Here is a 16,038-nt window from a genome sequence, read left to right as displayed (position 1 = left end):
TTGCGGCATGGGCGGCATATGCCAATTGAAATGTTTTTTGCTTTTAATCAATATTTCAATGTGGCAGCGATGATCGCGCAATCATGTGAGCTTGTCTACAAAATTATGTAAATCATAAAGTTGCCTTCAAGGTCCCGGTGTGCAATCGGCGCAGCCGGGCGCATGTTCCGGGTCTTTTTCCAGGTGCAGCGCCAGTTCGCGCAAGGCCGTGCGCACGCCTTCCTCGATGACGGGGTGGTAAAACGGCATGTCGAGCATGGCCGGCACCGTCAACTGGGCCTGGCACGCCCAGGCCAGCAAATGGCCCAGGTGTTCCGCCCGTGGGCCGATCAGCTCGGCGCCGAGAAAACGCTTGCTGCCGAACTCCGCATACACGCGCAGCAAGCCCTGGTTTTGCAGCATCACGCGGCTGCGGCCCTGGTTGCCGAACGACACGGCGCCGACGGCAAAGCGGCCCGCGTGGCTCACGCACAATTGCTGGTACGTGGCGCCCAGGGTGGCGATCTGCGGCTCCGTGAAGGCAATCGTCAACGGCGTGCGGCGCAAGCCCGGCTTCACATTGGGAAAGTGCGCCGCGTTGTCGCCCGCGATGCGACCCTCGTCGGCCGCTTCGGGCAGCAGCGGTAGTTCGTTGTCGGCATCGCCGGCGATGAAGATGGCGCTCTTGCCGCATTGCATGGTGTGCGGGTCATGCAGGGGAACGCCATGGCGGTCGAGCTCGATTTGAGCCGTTTCCAGGCCGATCTTGTCCACGTTCGGTGCGCGGCCGATGGCGGCCAGCACATACTCGAACTGCTCGGTTTTTTCCACGCTGGCGTCATCGCTACTGGTCAGCAGGATGCCGCTGCCATCGACGGTTTTTTCCATGCGCGCGACCTTGGTCATGAAACGGATATCGAGTTCGCGCGCCAGCACGGCGTCCGCCTCGCGCACCACCAGCGGGTCCGTCAGCTGCGCGACTTTATTGCCGCGCGCAAACAGAGTCACGCGCACGCCCAGCCGCGTCAGCGCCTGGCCCAGTTCCAGGCCGATGACGCCGCTGCCGACCACGGCCACCGAGCTGGGCAAATCCGTCCACTCGAACACGGCATCGCTGGTGATGACACGCTCGCCCGCCGCTTGCCACTCGGGCGGCACGATGGGCGTGGAGCCGGTGGCGATGACCACGCTGGTGGCCTCGACGATCGTATGCTCATCCACCTGCAGCTTGCCTGGTCCGATGAAGCGTGCATGGCCGCGCAGTTTTTCTTCGTCGGGGATGGCGTTGACGCCGTCGAGCACGAAGCCGACAAAGCGGTCGCGCTCGCTGCGCACCCTGGCCATTACTTGCCGGCCATCGATGCGCACGGGCCCCGGATACACGCCGAAACCGGGCGCGGCGGCCACGGCGTGGGCCGCCTCGGCCGCTGCGATCAGGAGTTTGCTGGGCATGCAGCCCACCCTGGCGCAGGTCGTGCCGTACGGCCCGCTTTCGATCATCAACACGCGCTTGCCCTGCATGCGCGCCGCCCTGTGCGCAGTCATGCCGGCCGTACCGCTGCCGATCACGGCCACATCCACTTGTATCGTCTTCATGGTGCTATCCATCTCATTGAGGTTGCTCACAGCGTTCGATACTACCCGTTTGCCAAAAATAAGGTTTTACTTTGCAGCAATATATGCATTAGTATAACTAATCATTTTCAAAATTTATAAGCTGAGCTAATGGGATCACTTGATTATCGCGCGCTGGCCGTGCTGGACGCCGTGGCCAGCCATGGCAGTTTCGACAAGGCCGCCCTGGCGCTGGGCATCACCCAGTCGGCCGTCTCGCAGCGCATCAAGGCGCTGGAAGACGCCAGCGGGCGATTGCTGATCATCCGTGGCCAGCCGGCCGTGCCGACGGGCCTGGGCCAGCGTCTGATCGTGCATCACCGCAACGTCAAGCTGATGGAAGCGTCGCTCGACATCGACCTGGGCAACAGCGTCAGCATGCCGGAAATCGCCATCGCCATCGATGCCGACAGCCTGGCCACGTGGTTCCCCGACACCTTGCCCGCCCTGCTGGCGCCGCCGCGCTGCCAGCTCGACGTGCGCCTGGCCGACAGCGACAGCGCCTTGCAGATGGTGCGCGACGGCTCCGTGTTTGGCTGCGTGGCAGCCGAGTCCGGCACGGCCATCGACGCGGCGGCCGCCACCAGCGTCACGCCGCTGGGCACCCTGCGCTATGTCTGCGTGGCAACACCCGTGTTTGCCGGCCACTGGTTCGGCGATGGTTTTATTGCCGAGGCGGTGCAACTGGCGCCCGCCGTCGTGGGCCAGCACAGTTTGCTGGCGCGTTTCCTCGCTGAACAATTGAGCATGCGCGAACCGTTTCCGCACCATACTTTACCGGTGGAAGCGGCGCGCCGCGGCTGCGTCCAGGATGGCCTGGCCTACGGCCTGATGCCGCAGCGCTTGGCAGCGCCAGCGCTGGCGACGGAAAGACTGGTCGATCTGATGCCCGGCAACACCCTGGACGTGCCGCTGAGCTGGCACGCCTGGACCCTGGACACGCCGTTTACCAAGCTGCTGTCCGAGCAGATCGTCAAGTCGGCGCGCGATTACCTGCAGTAATTCAAATATCCAGCGGGTCCACTTCCAGCGACCATTTCACGCGCGTCTTCATGGCGCGCAATTCAGTGAGCCACTCCTTCAGGAACGCCTGCAGCGCGGGCCGCGAGCTCGATTCCAGCAGCAACTGGGCGCGGTCCACGTTGTAGACGCGCGTCATGCTCATGGGAATCGGGTCATTGATGGTCACCTGCGGGTGTTCCATGCACTCTTTCGCCGCTTGCAGGAATTCGATGGCCGTGGCCAGCTCGGGCGCTTCGGCGCGCAGCAGGGCCTGGAACAGATACGGCGGCAGCGCCGCCTGCGCCCGCTCTTCCAGCAAGGTCGTGGCGAAGTGGTCGTAATCGTGGTTGACGACGGCGTCGTACAGCGGGTGGCGCGCATAGCGCGTCTGGATCAGCACTTCACTGACGCTGCCCCCTTCCGTCTGCGCGGCCCGCCCGGCCCGGCCCGCCACCTGCATCAATTGCGCGAACAGCCGTTCGCTGGCCCGGTAATCCTGCGAAAACAGGGCCGTATCCGGATTCAAAATGCCGACCAGGGTCAGCTTTTTGAAATCGTGGCCCTTGGCCACCATCTGCGTGCCGATCAGAATATCCACTTCGCCCCGGTGCACGGTGTCGAACGCCTCCTGCGCGCTGCCTTTCTTGCGCGTGGAATCGGCGTCGATGCGCAAGATGCGCGCCTCGGGAAACAATTGCTGTAAGCCCTCTTCCACCCTTTGCGTACCGCGGCCCAGCGGCTGCAAGTCGACGTTGCCGCACGTGGGGCAATGGCGGGGAATGCGCAACTCCAGGCTGCAATGGTGGCAGCGCAAGCGATGTTCGGGCTTGTGCAGCACCATGAACGAGGTGCAACGCGTGCAATTGCTGATCCAGCCGCACGATTCGCAGCAGATGACGGGCGAATAGCCGCGCCGGTTCAGGAACAGCAGCGACTGCTCCCCCCGCTCCATGCGCAGTTTTAGTGCGGCTACCAGATGCGAAGTCAGGCCATCTTTCGGCTTGTCGCGCTCCATGTCCAAAATCTTGACGCGCGGCAACACCGCATTCTTGACGGCCCGCTCGCGCAATTCCAGCTTGCGGTAGCGCCCCGTCTGTGCGTGGTGCCAGCTTTCCAGCGATGGCGTGGCCGAACCGAGCACGATGGGAATCTGTAATTGCCAGGCGCGCCACACGGCCAGGTCGCGCGCGGAGTAGCGCAAGCCTTCCTGCTGCTTGTAGGATGGGTCGTGTTCCTCGTCGATGACGATCAGTTTGAGCTTCGGCAAGGACGCCAGGATGGCCAGTCGCGTGCCAAGCACGATGCGCGCCTGGCCCTGGTGGGCAGCCAGCCAGTGCAGCATGCGCTCGCCTTCGGACAGGCTGCTGTGCAAGGTGGCCAGCATGACGCCGGGAAAGCGCGCGCGGATATTGCCTTCCAACTGGGGCGTGAGGTTGATTTCCGGCACCAGAATCAGGATTTGCGCATCGTCCTCGCGCGCCAGCACCTGGGCGCAGGCTTGCAGATACACTTCCGTCTTGCCGCTGCCCGTCACGCCGTACAGCAAGGTGGGCTTGAAACCCTGGGCGCCGCCGATGGCGTCTGCCGCTTCTTGCTGGGCGGCATTCAGGGCCGGCATGTTCAGCGGCGTGCCGTCGTGCGCATCGGCCAGCTTGGCCAGCTTCTTGATGGCGCGGTCCAGCGCCACCGTGGTGAGCACGCGCAAATTCTTCGGCAGACCCGGCAGGGCCACTTCACCGAGCGGGCGCTGGTAGTAATCGGCGGCAAAAGCGGCCAGCGCCAGCCACTGTTCCGACAGCGGCGCCAGCTGGCTGCGCACGGCCAGCACGTCCTTCAATTTCGCGGCGGGCACGTCGGTGCTGTCGGACACGCCGACGATCAGCCCCATCACTTCGCGCCGGCCGAACGGCACCAGCGCCAGCTGCCCCACTTGCGGCAGCGGTGCGGCGGCGTCCGCACCGGCATCGGCCGCCGCGTTCCAGCGGTAGTCGAACAGGGCGTTCAAGGGCGTGTCGAGCGCGATTTTCAGGATGCACGACGTCAAAATGCACTGCGACATGGGGGGTGGGCCTATCTCAATAAAAAAGCGCGCCGCCAGATCGATGGCGCGCGGAATGTCAGGCATCAAGCCAGCGGGCCATGATACTTGTTCCGTCCATCAAACGCCTAACGGCGAACAGGGCAGCATGTCATCGTGCCTGAAGAAAATTCTGTGGATAACTTTGTGGACAAAGCAAAATTAACTTTCAGAAAAATGTGGACAGAAAATTTCGATCGCCGTCAAGAGCGGCACGCAAGAAAAATTAATCTTTTAAAATCAATGACTTAAAAATTGACGCCCGGGAGGCTGGAAATCCGCAGGGCATTCCCGCCGCTGTGCATAACTGAACCATTTGTAATGTATTTATACAGAAATCAGCACCCTTTAGAGGCGTCCGAACGGGAAAAACGGGAGCGGCATGCGGCAAAGTTGACAATTGCCGGGCAAGCGTTCGTTTTTATCTGCCGGCCGGCGAAACATTGTTCAATTATCATGCAGTGCAACATACACTTCACGTGAAACCTGAACATCGGCGCTAAGTATCGGATAACAAAATACTTTTCAATTTTATCCACAGAATCTGTTGATAACTTTGTGGACAATGAAGGAATAAGGAAGGCGAACGAAAGAATAACCTTATCAATAGCAACAAAGTCCGCCGATCAATGGATTTTTTATGTCTTAATAATCAAGTACTTGCGGAGCGTCCCCGGGCATGGCTTTGACACTGCCTCTTATTTCCGCAGCAAAAAAAATTGTGCATAAGTCGGTATTTCTTGCTAAGGCGCAGCAAAGAAAAAGGCAGGCTTTCCAGTGGAAGCCTGCCTTTTCTGCCCCTGCGCCAGGGGAAAACGAATGCTTACTGGCCGCTGCGCATGGCGCGGCTCATGCTGTGCACGGCTTCCACCATGGCTTCCACGGATTCCGGCGGCGTGAACTGGGAAATGCCATGGCCCAGGTTGAACACGTGGCCCGTGCCGGCCGATGGCGCGCCGAAGGCGTTGAGCACTTTCGCCACTTCGGCGCGGATCTGATCCGGGCTGGCGAACAGGATGGCCGGGTCGAGGTTGCCCTGCAAGCCTACTTTATGGCCGACCAGCTGGCGCGCGCGCGTCAGGTTGACGGTCCAGTCCAGGCCCACGGCATCGGCGCCGATGTCGGCGATCTGCTCGATCCACTGGCCGCCGCCCTTGGTAAACACGATGGCGGGAATCTTGACGCCATCTTTGTCGCGTTTCAGCTGCGCCACCACTTGCTGCATGTAGGCCAGCGAGAATTCCTGGTAGGCGCCATCGGCCAGCGCACCGCCCCAGGAATCGAAAATCATTACGGCTTGCGCGCCGGCATCGATTTGCGCATTCAGGTATTGCGCCACGGAAGTGGCGTTGATGGCCAGGATGTGGTGCATCAGGTCCGGGCGGTTGTACAGCATCTTCTTGATGGTGTGAAATTCTTTCGAACCGCCGCCTTCCACCATGTAGCACGCCAGGGTCCACGGGCTGCCGGAAAAACCGATCAGCGGCACGCGGCCGTTGAGTTCCGTACGGATTTGCGTGACGGCCTTGAAGACGTAGTCGAGCGACTCCAGGTCCGGCACTTGCAGCGCCTTCACGTCCTGCTCCGTGCGCAGCGGACGCTCGAATTTCGGCCCTTCGCCATCGGCAAAGTACAGGCCCAGGCCCATGGCGTCCGGCACCGTCAGGATGTCGGAAAACAGAATCGCCGCGTCGAGCGGGAAACGCTCCAGCGGTTGCAAGGTCACTTCGGTGGCGTAATCGGGATTCTTTGCCAGGCCCAGGAAAGAACCGGCCCGCTCGCGCGTGGCGCGGTATTCGGGCAGGTAGCGGCCCGCCTGGCGCATCAGCCAGACAGGGGTATGCTCGGTCGGCTGGCGCAGCAGGGCGCGCAGGAAAGTATCATTCTGGAGCGGAGCAAATTGTGGCATGGAAGGCAATCAATAGCTTGGAGAAGCGGTATTATCGCATCCAATCGCCGCCATTTCATTGATTCCGGTGCCGCTTTGCAGCATTTGCCACGCACAGCGATGACTTTCGTTGTGCCTGCCCTTCCATTATGATGATGCACGCCGCCGCGCGCCCTGACCCTGCCTGGCGGCCCTTGATCCCCTCACTATACGGAGCCCGCATGACCTCGACCGCATCCAGCACCCCTTATGGCATCTGGCCATCGCCGATCAGCGCGGCCATCGTCGCCGCCGGCGCCTCGCCGCTGACGCAGCTGGCCCTGGGCGGTGCGGATGGGGCCGACGTGTTCTGGCTGGCCGGACGCGCCAGCGAGGCGGGCCGCAACACCCTGCTGCGCCAGCGCGGCGCGCGTGTCGACGAACTGACGCCGGCACCGTTCAATGTGCGCACCCGCGTGCATGAATACGGCGGCGGCGCGTATGCCGTGGCCGGCGATACCGTGTATTTCTCGCATTTTGCCGACAATTGCCTGTACCGCGTGGCCGGCGACGGCGCACCCGAAGCGTTCACCACGGGCGGCAACACGCGCCACGCGGACTTCGTTGTCGATGCGGCCCGTTCCCGCCTGATCGCCGTGCGCGAGCAGCATCCGGACGCAGGCCATGCGCAGCCGGAAAACTGCCTGGCCGCCGTCGGCTTCGACGGGCGCGAAACGGTGCTGGCACGGGGCCACGATTTCTATGCGGCACCGCGCTTGTCGCCGGACGGCAGCCAGCTGGCCTGGATCAGCTGGGATCACCCGCGCCTGCCGTGGCAAGGCACGGAACTGTGGCTGGCCGACGTGCACGCGGACGGCAGCCTCGGTTCGCCACGCCTGATCGCCGGCGGTGCCCGCGAATCGATCTGCCAGCCGGAATGGTCGCCGAACGGCTTGCTGCACTTCGTCTCCGACAGCAGCGGCTGGTGGAATCTGTACCGCCTGCACGGCGCCGACATCGAGGCCCTGTGCCCGATGGAAGCGGAATTTGCCACGCCGCACTGGACCTTCGGCGGCAGCATGTACGGTTTCCTGTCCGACGACGAGATCGTCTGCACGTATATCCAGGCCGGCATCAGCTACCTGGCGCAATTGAACGTGGCGGCGGCCAAGCTCGAGCCGATTCCCCACCCGTATCAGGAAATCCGCGAACTGCGCGTGGGTTCCGGCTTCGCCGCGCTGCTGGGCGGCAGCCCGACCATTGCGCTGGAACTGGCGCGCATCGATTTAGCTAACCATGAGCTGGAAGTGCTGGCGCAATCGATCGCACACTTGCCCGCGCTCGAGTATCTGTCCGTGCCGCGCAGCTTGAGTTTCCCGAGCAGCAATGGCCGCACGGCTTACGCCTTCTTTTATGCGCCGACCAATGGCGACGTCGAGGCGCCCGCAGGAACGTTACCGCCCGTTATCGTCATCAGCCATGGCGGCCCCACCAGCATGGCCAGCAATACCTTGAAACTGGCGACGCAGTACTGGACCAGCCGCGGCATCGGCGTGCTCGACGTCAACTATGGCGGCAGCAGCGGCTTCGGCCGCGAATACCGCGACGCGCTGCGCGGGCAATGGGGCATCATCGACGTGGAAGACTGCATCGCCGGCGCGCGCTACCTGGCCGCCAACGGCCTGGCCGACCCGGAGCGCCTGATCATCCGCGGCGGCAGCGCGGGCGGCTTGACGACCCTGTGCGCATTGACGTTCCACGACGTCTTCAAGGCCGGTGCCAGCTACTATGGCGTATCCGACCTGAAAGGCCTGGACGACGATTCGCACAAGTTCGAATCGCGCTACACCGATTACCTGATCGCTTCGCAGCCGCAGGCCGAGGCGCTGTACCGCGAGCGCTCGCCCATCCACCACACGGATAAACTGTCGCGCCCGATGATCTTCTTCCAGGGCCTCGACGACAAGGTCGTGCCGCCGCAGCAGTCGCAGCTGATGGTCGACGCCCTGCAGGCACGCGGCGTACCTGTCGCGTACGTGCCGCTGGAAGGCGAAGGACACGGCTTCCGCAAGGCGGAAAACATCGTGCGCACCCTGGACGCGGAACTGTATTTCTACCAGCGCGTGTTCGGCCTGCCCGTGGCGGCCGGCGAGCCGCCCGTCCACATCGCCAATTTGCCCGCATGAAAGACCAGCTCTTGCTTGACGAGTTTGCCGCCCTGGAGCAGCACGAACAGATGATCCTGGCCTTGCTGGCCATCGCGGGCGAACCGGTGGGCAAACATGCCGTGTATGAACACTTGCAGCGCGCCAATGTCGTCGAGCCGGACGGCACGCCGTTCGCCCTGCTCACCGTCACGAACATGCTGCAGCATTTGACGCGGCAGGCGCTGGCGTCCGAAGTGGTGGGACGGGGCTTCGCCTGCGAAGCAAAATTGCGCTGGCCCGCCATGCGCGCGGCCATCGAACACCTGGTGTTTCGCGACCTGTGCCAGGCCATCGAGCTGATCAACCCCGTGCGCCGCAACTGGGATGGCTATGTCGAATTGCGCAGCTACCGGCAGGGCGTCGCGCGCCTGCGCATCGCCCTGCTGCGCAATGACGAGGTACGCCATGTGGCCGCCATCCTGGCCGCCTGCATGGCCTGCTATGAAGCGCAGCAACTGCATCCGCTGATCGAGATTTTCGGCCGGCCGTTCGAGCCGGAAATGCTGTCTTTCGTCATGCCGCAGCTGCAGGATGACATCCTCGCCGTGCTGCTGGGCAACGCCCCCCGTGAACCAGGCACGGCGCACGCCATCCGCACGTATTCACGCGCCCACCACGCGCGCCAGGCGGCGGCCGGCGACCATATCGGCGCCGCCCTGCCATTGGCCCTGGCCGAAGACGCCCTGCTGTGCGGCGAACTCGACGCAGCCGCCCGTTACCTGGCAGGCCAGCAGGGACCGCAGGCGCTATTTGTCGACAGCAGTATCGCCCTGTTGCGCGGCGAACATGCGCACGCCGTGGCGGGCTTCGAAACGGCCTTGAAAGGGCTGCGTAAGGACGCGGGCAAGCGCAAGCTGTGCTTTACGGGCATCGGCGGCCATTTGTACGTGCTGGCCCTGCTGCGCGGCAACGACGCCAAGCTGCTGAAAAGCGCGGAAACCTATCTCGATATCGCGCTGCACGCGCAGCCGAACCACGACAGCATCGTCTACCAGCAACTCAACACCTTGCGCCTCGTGCGCGCCGGCGTGCAGCAGGCGGAAAGCATTTCCACCCGCAGCTGGGAAACGGCACTGCAGGCACAGCTGTTCCAGGCCTTGCTGTACTACTGGCTGGCCCTGCCGCAACTGACCGAACGCAAGGACCAGTTGCGAGCGCTGGTGCAGCAGGCCGACGCGGCCGGCTACGATCTGATCGCGGCCCAGGCGGCCGGCTTGCTGGGCTTGATGGGCGAGCCGCAGCAGGAGCGCTATGCCACGGCCAAGCGGGCGCAGCATGGATTGACGGACATGGCGCCGTGGTTCGAGCGCCAGGAAGCGTGGCAGCGCCAGTTGAGCGCCCTCATCAACCTGCAGCAGAACGCGCCCGCCGAAGCGCTGGGCGGCGTGTCACGCCTCGTGTGGCTGGTGGCGTTCGACCCGCGCTTTGGTCTCACGGCCGTGGAAGTGCGCGAACAGAAACGCGACGCGCGCGGCGGCTGGAGCAAGGGTCGCGCCATGGGTCTCAAACGCCTGGCCGAGGAAGCGGGCGACATCGATTTCCTCACGCCGCAAGACGCCCGCGCGGCGGGCAGCATCGCACCTTTTAAACAATACTATTCATCGGCTCCCCGCTACGAAGTCGAGCTGGACAAGGCCGCCGTCCTGCTCGTCGGCCACCCGCTCGTGTTCTGGCTCGACAACCCCGACACGCGCGTGGAACTGATCGCCGGCGCGCCCGAGCTCCTGATCAAGTCGCACGAGGGGCAGCTGTGGCTGGGCATGCAGCCGCCCCTGCCCGACAGCGGCAGCAATGTCGTGGTGCAGCGCGAGACGCCGACGCGCTTGCGCGTCGTGCACATCCTCGACGAGCACCGGCGCATCGGCGCCATCGTGGGCCTGGGCCTGTCCGTGCCCCTGCATGCGGAGAAACAGGTGATGCAGGCGATCGGCGCCATCTCGTCCATGGTCACTGTGCAATCGGATATCGGCGGCGGCGCCGGCGACGCGGAAGCGATCACGGCCGACCACCGCCTGCACGTGCACCTGCTGCCCTACCAGCAAGGCTTGAAAATGCAGATTTTAGTGCGCCCGCTACTCGACAACGGCGCCTATTACGCACCGGGCAGCGGCGCCGAAAGCGTGTTTGCCGACGTGGCGGGCCGGGCCGTGCAGGCGCGGCGCGACCTGAACGCGGAGCGCGAAGCGCAGCGCCAGCTCATTGGTAAATGCCTGGTGCTGGAAGAGGCGGAAGAAGAGCATGGCGAGTGGCTGCTGGGCCAGCCTGCGCTGGGCTTGCAACTGCTGGTCGAGCTGCAGGCGCTCGACCCCGCTGGCATCGTGCTGGCCTGGCCGGAAGGCGAAACCATGCGCGTGTCGAAACGCATCGACAGCGGCCAGATGCGCCTGAACATCAAGAGCGAAAAAGACTGGTTTGCCGCCAGCGGCGAAGTGCAGATCGATGAAGACAAGGTGATGGATTTGCGCGCCCTGCTCGACTTGATGCAGAACAATAAAAGCCGCTTCGTGGCCTTGGGCGACAATCAGTTCCTGGCGCTCAGCGACGAATTGCACCGCCGTCTGTCGGAACTGGCCGCGTATGGCGAGGCGCATGCCGACGGCGTGCACATCCACCCGCTGGCCGCCTTCGCGCTGGAAGAGCTGGCCAATGACGCGGGTGGAGTGAAGGCCGACAAATTGTGGCGCGAACACTTGCTGCGCCTGCGCGCCCTCGACGACTATCAACCGCAGCTGCCCAGCACACTGCAGGCGGACTTGCGCGACTACCAGCTGGCCGGCTACGAATGGCTGGCGCGCCTGGCGCACTGGGGCGTGGGCGCCTGCCTGGCCGACGACATGGGACTCGGCAAGACCTTGCAGGCGCTGGCCCTGATCCTGGCGCGTGCGCCGAATGGCCCCACCCTCGTTGTCGCCCCCACGTCCGTGTGCATGAACTGGATCAGTGAGGCCCAACGCTTCGCGCCCACCTTGAACATCAAACTGTTCGGCAGCGGCGACCGCGCCGACATGCTGGACACATTGCAGCCCTTCGACGTGGTGGTGGCCAGCTATGGCTTGCTGCAGCAGGAAGCGGCCATGTTTGCCGGCGTGCGCTGGCATACGATCGTGCTCGACGAAGCGCAGGCGATCAAGAATGGCGCCACCAAGCGCTCGCAAGCCGTGATGGCCTTGCAAGGCGATTTTCGCATGGTGGCCAGCGGCACGCCGCTGGAAAACCACCTGGGCGAATTGTGGAATCTGTTCCGCTTCATCAACCCCGGTTTGCTGGGCACCCTCGACCAGTTCAATTTGCGCTTCGCCGGTCCCATTGAGAAGGATCAGGACAAGCGGGCGGCGGCCGGTGCGCGCCTGCGCTTGCGCCGATTGATCGCGCCATTCATCTTGCGCCGCACGAAGACGCAAGTGCTGTCCGAATTGCCGTCGCGCACGGAAATCGTGCTGGAAGTGGAATTGTCGCCGCAGGAAACGGCACTGTACGAATCGTTGCGCCGCGAAGCGCTGGAAAAGCTGGCCATGGTGGAAGGGCCGGCATCCAAGAAAGCCATCCAGATCCTGGCCGAGATCATGAAGCTGCGCCGCGCCTGCTGCAATCCGCAACTGGTGGCGCCGGAATTGGGCCTGGCCAGCAGCAAGCTGGCGGCCTTCGCCCAATTGCTGTCGGGCTTGCTGGAAAATCGCCACAAGGTGCTCGTCTTCAGCCAGTTCGTCGACCATCTGACCCTGATCCGCCAGCACCTGGAGCAGCATGGCGTCAGTTACCAGTATCTCGACGGCAGCACGCCCATGCAGGAACGCAAGCGCCGCGTTGATGCCTTCCAGGCGGGCGACGGCGACGTCTTCCTCATCAGCCTGAAGGCGGGCGGCATGGGCATCAATTTGACGGCGGCCGATTACGTGATCCACATGGACCCCTGGTGGAACCCGGCCGTGGAAGACCAGGCCTCGGACCGCGCCCACCGCATGGGCCAATTGCGCCCTGTCACCATTTACCGGCTGGTGGCCAAGCACACGATCGAGGAAGGCATCGTCGAATTGCACCAGCACAAGCGCGACCTGGCCGACAGTCTGTTGGAAGGCAGCGACGCGGCCGCGCGCATGTCGGCCAATGACATGCTGGGCATGCTGCAGGAGGGGTTGAAAAAATGAACGGCGCCGCCGCGTTCCATGCGATGATCCATTTTTCCTGTTGCTCTCCCACGCCATGACCGACTATATCGCCACCAGCGCCGGCCAGCGCGCCACCTTTTTGTGCGGCAAATCCTGGACCGCCTATGTCAGCACGTTCATCATCGCCGTGCTGCTGTTTTTTGCCGCCCTGCCGCTGGCCTTCAAGTACAACGCGCGCGCCGCTTTTGTCGTGCTGATCGGCTCGGCCCTGATCGTCGGCTACCGCCTGCTGACCATCCGCAGCTACCAGCTGTACATTGATGAGGCGGGCGTGTGGCTGGCGTCCGGCATCTTGCCGTGGAAAAAGAAACTGACGGGCGTCAAATGGCGCGACATGGATGAAGCCGTCTATGAAACGAACTTCTGGAGCTGGCTGTTCCAGTCCTACACGGTACGCGTCAGCCAGCGCTACACGCAGGAAACGGAAATCCACGCCACCGGCATGGCGCGCGGCAAGGATGCCGTGGCGGCCATCAATGCGCGCCACCAGGAGCAGCTGCACGGCAGCGCCATCATCGTCTAGCGCCGCATGGACAATTAGTGCTAATCTTTGGGCCGCCCAGGCAAGCAAGGCCAACCTTTCAATAGTTGTTTGTTACTCATATTATCAGTTTATTATTTTCTGATGATGACAAACACCAAAATATTCAAGAGATAAACTATGCTGACAAGAAATAAAGTTGCGCTCGCCGCATTGATGATGGCTTTTACCCTGACACCGGCCAGCGCCGCCAAGAAGCCGCAGAAAAGCGGCAAGGCCAGCACCAGCAGCAGCAAGAAGAAAAACGTCGCCAAGAAAGCGGCCGTCGTCACGGCGGCCACGGCAGCCACGGTCGCGGCCGTCGCCAGCGAGAACAGCAGCGACCGCTCCATGAATAACCTGAGCGGCCAATTCCTCACGGCCCTGTGGCGCCTGGACCCGGAAAGCGCGATTTCCGTCGGCAAGTACGATGGCGCCGCCAACCTGAGCATTCCCGACGCGGCCAGCCGCCAGAAGCAACTGGCCTTCATCGAAGAATGGCTGGGCAAGTTCGGCAAGCTGAATGCCGGCAAAATGTCGGACAAGCAGCGTACCGACCTGGCCTTGCTGACGAATAAACTGCAATCGGACCGCTGGTATCTGACCACCTTCCGCGAATTCGAATGGAATCCCGCCCAGTACAACGTGGCCGGTTCCATCGACTTCATCCTGAACACGGAATACGCGGCCCAGCCGCAGCGCCTGCGCACCTTGCTCAAGCGCATCGCCACCGTGCCGCAATATTATGCGGCCGCGCGCGCCAGCATCGTCAATCCCACGCGCGAACACACGCAGTTGGCCATCGCCCAGAGCGCCGGCGTGCTCAGCGTGCTTGACGACCTGAACAAGACGGCACAGGGCTCCATCCTGACGCCGACGGAAAAACAGCTGTACAACGCGCGCATCGCCGCAGCCCGCACGGCCGTGCAAGGCTACGCGGCCTGGCTGACGGAACAGGATGCGGCGCTGGCGCAGAACGGCAATGCGCGCTCCTTCCGCATCGGCAAGGATTTGTATGAACAGAAATTTGCCTACGATATCCAGGCCAGCGTGAGCGCCGAGCAGATGTACCAGAAGGCCCTGGCCGCGCGCGAAAAGCTGCTCGAGCACATGGATAGCCTGTCCGACGAGCTGTGGGTGAAAACCATGGGCGCAACGGCCAAGCCGGCGGACCGCACGGCAAAGATCGGCATGGTGATCGACAAACTCTCCAGCAACCACGTGGCGGCCGCCGACTTCGTGCCGGAAATCCGCCGCCAGATCCCCGAGCTGCAGGAATGGGTCACCAGCCACAACCTGCTGACGATGGACCCGAAAAAGCCCCTGGTCGTGCGTGAAACGCCCGCTTACCAGCGCGGCGTGGCCGGCGCCAGCATCGAGGCGCCCGGCCCGTACCGCCCACAGGACCGCACCTATTACAACGTGACGCCGCTCGATGGCGAAACGCCGGAACAGGCGGAAAGCAGCTTGCGCGAATACAACCACTGGATCTTGCAGATCCTGAATATCCACGAAGCCATCCCCGGCCACTACACGCAGCTCGTCTACGCCAACAAGTCGCCGTCCCTAGTCAAGTCCATCTTCGGCAATGGCGCCATGATCGAAGGCTGGGCCGTGTATGGCGAACGCATGATGCTCGAATCGGGCTATGGCAATAACGCGCCGGAAATGTGGCTGATGTATTCGAAGTGGAACTTGCGCAGCGTCACCAACACCATCCTCGACTACAGCGTGCACGTGCTGGGCATGACGGAAGCGCAAGCGCTCGACCTGCTGACGCGCCAGGCCTTCCAGACCCAGCGTGAAGCCAAGGAAAAATGGCGCCGCGTGCAACTGAGCTCGGTGCAACTGACCAGCTATTTCAGCGGCTACAGCGAAATCATGGACTTGCGCGAACAGCGCAAGCAGGCGCTGGGCAGCAAGTTCGTGCTGAAGGATTTCCACGAACAATTCCTCAGCTACGGCAGCGCGCCCGTGAAAGTCATCAAGGAACTGATGAATTAACTCGTACGCATCCTCTCCTTGCAAAGGGCGCCGCGGCGCCCTTTTTGCATGCGTTTGCGCCACCGCAAACCACCGGCTGCCCTGTCCATTACGCTGACGGGAAGGCAGGCGCCACCGCACTCCTCACTGGCAATTGCCGATTTTCCTGCTAGGCTGGATATCAGGAGCGTCCATGCATATGCCCATCCAGTTCGACACCCTCGATTACGCCAAACGCCTCGCCTCGGCCGGCGTGCCCACGCAGCAGGCGGAAGCCCATGCCACGGCCTTGGGCGAAGTACTGGGCTCGGCCGTGGTCGTGCATGGCGAACTGGCGGCCCTGGAGCGCAATATGCTGGGGGAAATCAAGCTGGTGTCGCAAAAGGTCGATACCAGAGTGGATGCACTGGAACTGAAATTCGATACCAGAATAGATGCACTGGAGCAAAAATTCGACGCCCGCCTGGAACGCATGGACTTGCGCCATGGCGCGGACATGAAGCACGTGTACTGGATGATGAGCACCCTGATCCTGCTGAACCTGGGCATCCTCAGCAAACTGATGCTGCAGTAAGCACGCACCAAGTGACTGCCCAAAGAAAAAGCCGCTGCTCCCGAAAGAG

General features: G+C 62.9%; 9 protein-coding genes. 6 read left to right on the top strand and 3 right to left on the bottom strand.

Annotation, left to right across the window (positions count from 1 at the left end; genetic code table 11):
* Positions 1–126 precede the first annotated feature (126 nt).
* Complete coding sequence (locus VM94_RS09080) at positions 127–1,575, bottom strand: dihydrolipoyl dehydrogenase (RefSeq protein ID WP_046683293.1); 1,449 nt, start codon at positions 1,573–1,575, stop codon at positions 127–129.
* Between the two features lie 129 nt (positions 1,576–1,704).
* Here VM94_RS09080 and VM94_RS09075 point away from each other — a divergent pair, with 129 nt between their 5' ends.
* Positions 1,705–2,595: an ArgP/LysG family DNA-binding transcriptional regulator gene (locus VM94_RS09075; RefSeq protein ID WP_046683203.1), complete on the top strand. Its 891-nt coding sequence runs from the start codon at positions 1,705–1,707 to the stop codon at positions 2,593–2,595.
* A 1-nt stretch (position 2,596) separates the two neighbouring features.
* Here the strand turns inward: VM94_RS09075 and VM94_RS09070 are convergent, their stop codons facing one another.
* Positions 2,597–4,654, bottom strand: coding sequence for a primosomal protein N' (locus VM94_RS09070; protein ID WP_046683292.1), 2,058 nt, complete (start codon positions 4,652–4,654; stop codon positions 2,597–2,599).
* A gap of 841 nt (positions 4,655–5,495) precedes the next feature.
* Positions 5,496–6,581, bottom strand: coding sequence for a uroporphyrinogen decarboxylase (gene hemE, locus VM94_RS09065; protein ID WP_035823084.1), 1,086 nt, complete (start codon positions 6,579–6,581; stop codon positions 5,496–5,498).
* 200 nt (positions 6,582–6,781) lie between these two features.
* On the opposite strand from hemE, the gene VM94_RS09060 reads away from it, so the two are divergent.
* The 5 genes from VM94_RS09060 (at position 6,782) to VM94_RS09040 (ending at position 15,989) form a co-directional block, all read left to right on the top strand.
* Complete coding sequence (locus VM94_RS09060) at positions 6,782–8,725, top strand: dipeptidyl-peptidase 5 (RefSeq protein ID WP_046683202.1); 1,944 nt, start codon at positions 6,782–6,784, stop codon at positions 8,723–8,725.
* Entirely contained in the window at positions 8,722–12,891 is a 4,170-nt protein-coding gene (locus VM94_RS09055; protein WP_046683201.1) for a DEAD/DEAH box helicase, read from the top strand. Before VM94_RS09060 ends, VM94_RS09055 begins: the two co-directional genes overlap by 4 nt.
* 55 nt (positions 12,892–12,946) lie before the next feature.
* Positions 12,947–13,435, top strand: coding sequence for a hypothetical protein (locus VM94_RS09050; RefSeq protein ID WP_046683200.1), 489 nt, complete (start codon positions 12,947–12,949; stop codon positions 13,433–13,435).
* Between the two features lie 141 nt (positions 13,436–13,576).
* A complete protein-coding gene (locus tag VM94_RS09045) occupies positions 13,577–15,436 on the top strand; it encodes a DUF885 domain-containing protein (protein ID WP_046683291.1) in 1,860 nt (619 codons plus the stop codon).
* Positions 15,437–15,608: 172 nt separating this feature from the next.
* On the top strand, positions 15,609–15,989 hold the full coding sequence (locus tag VM94_RS09040; RefSeq protein WP_046683199.1) for a hypothetical protein: 381 nt from the start codon (positions 15,609–15,611) through the stop codon (positions 15,987–15,989).
* The last annotated feature ends 49 nt before the right edge of the window (positions 15,990–16,038 follow it).

Source organism: Janthinobacterium sp. KBS0711, from assembly GCF_000988085.1.
Classification (GTDB): domain Bacteria; phylum Pseudomonadota; class Gammaproteobacteria; order Burkholderiales; family Burkholderiaceae_D; genus Janthinobacterium; species Janthinobacterium lividum_E.
Note: the sequence above shows the minus strand (reverse complement) of the source record. Positions and strands in the feature narration are given on the sequence as shown.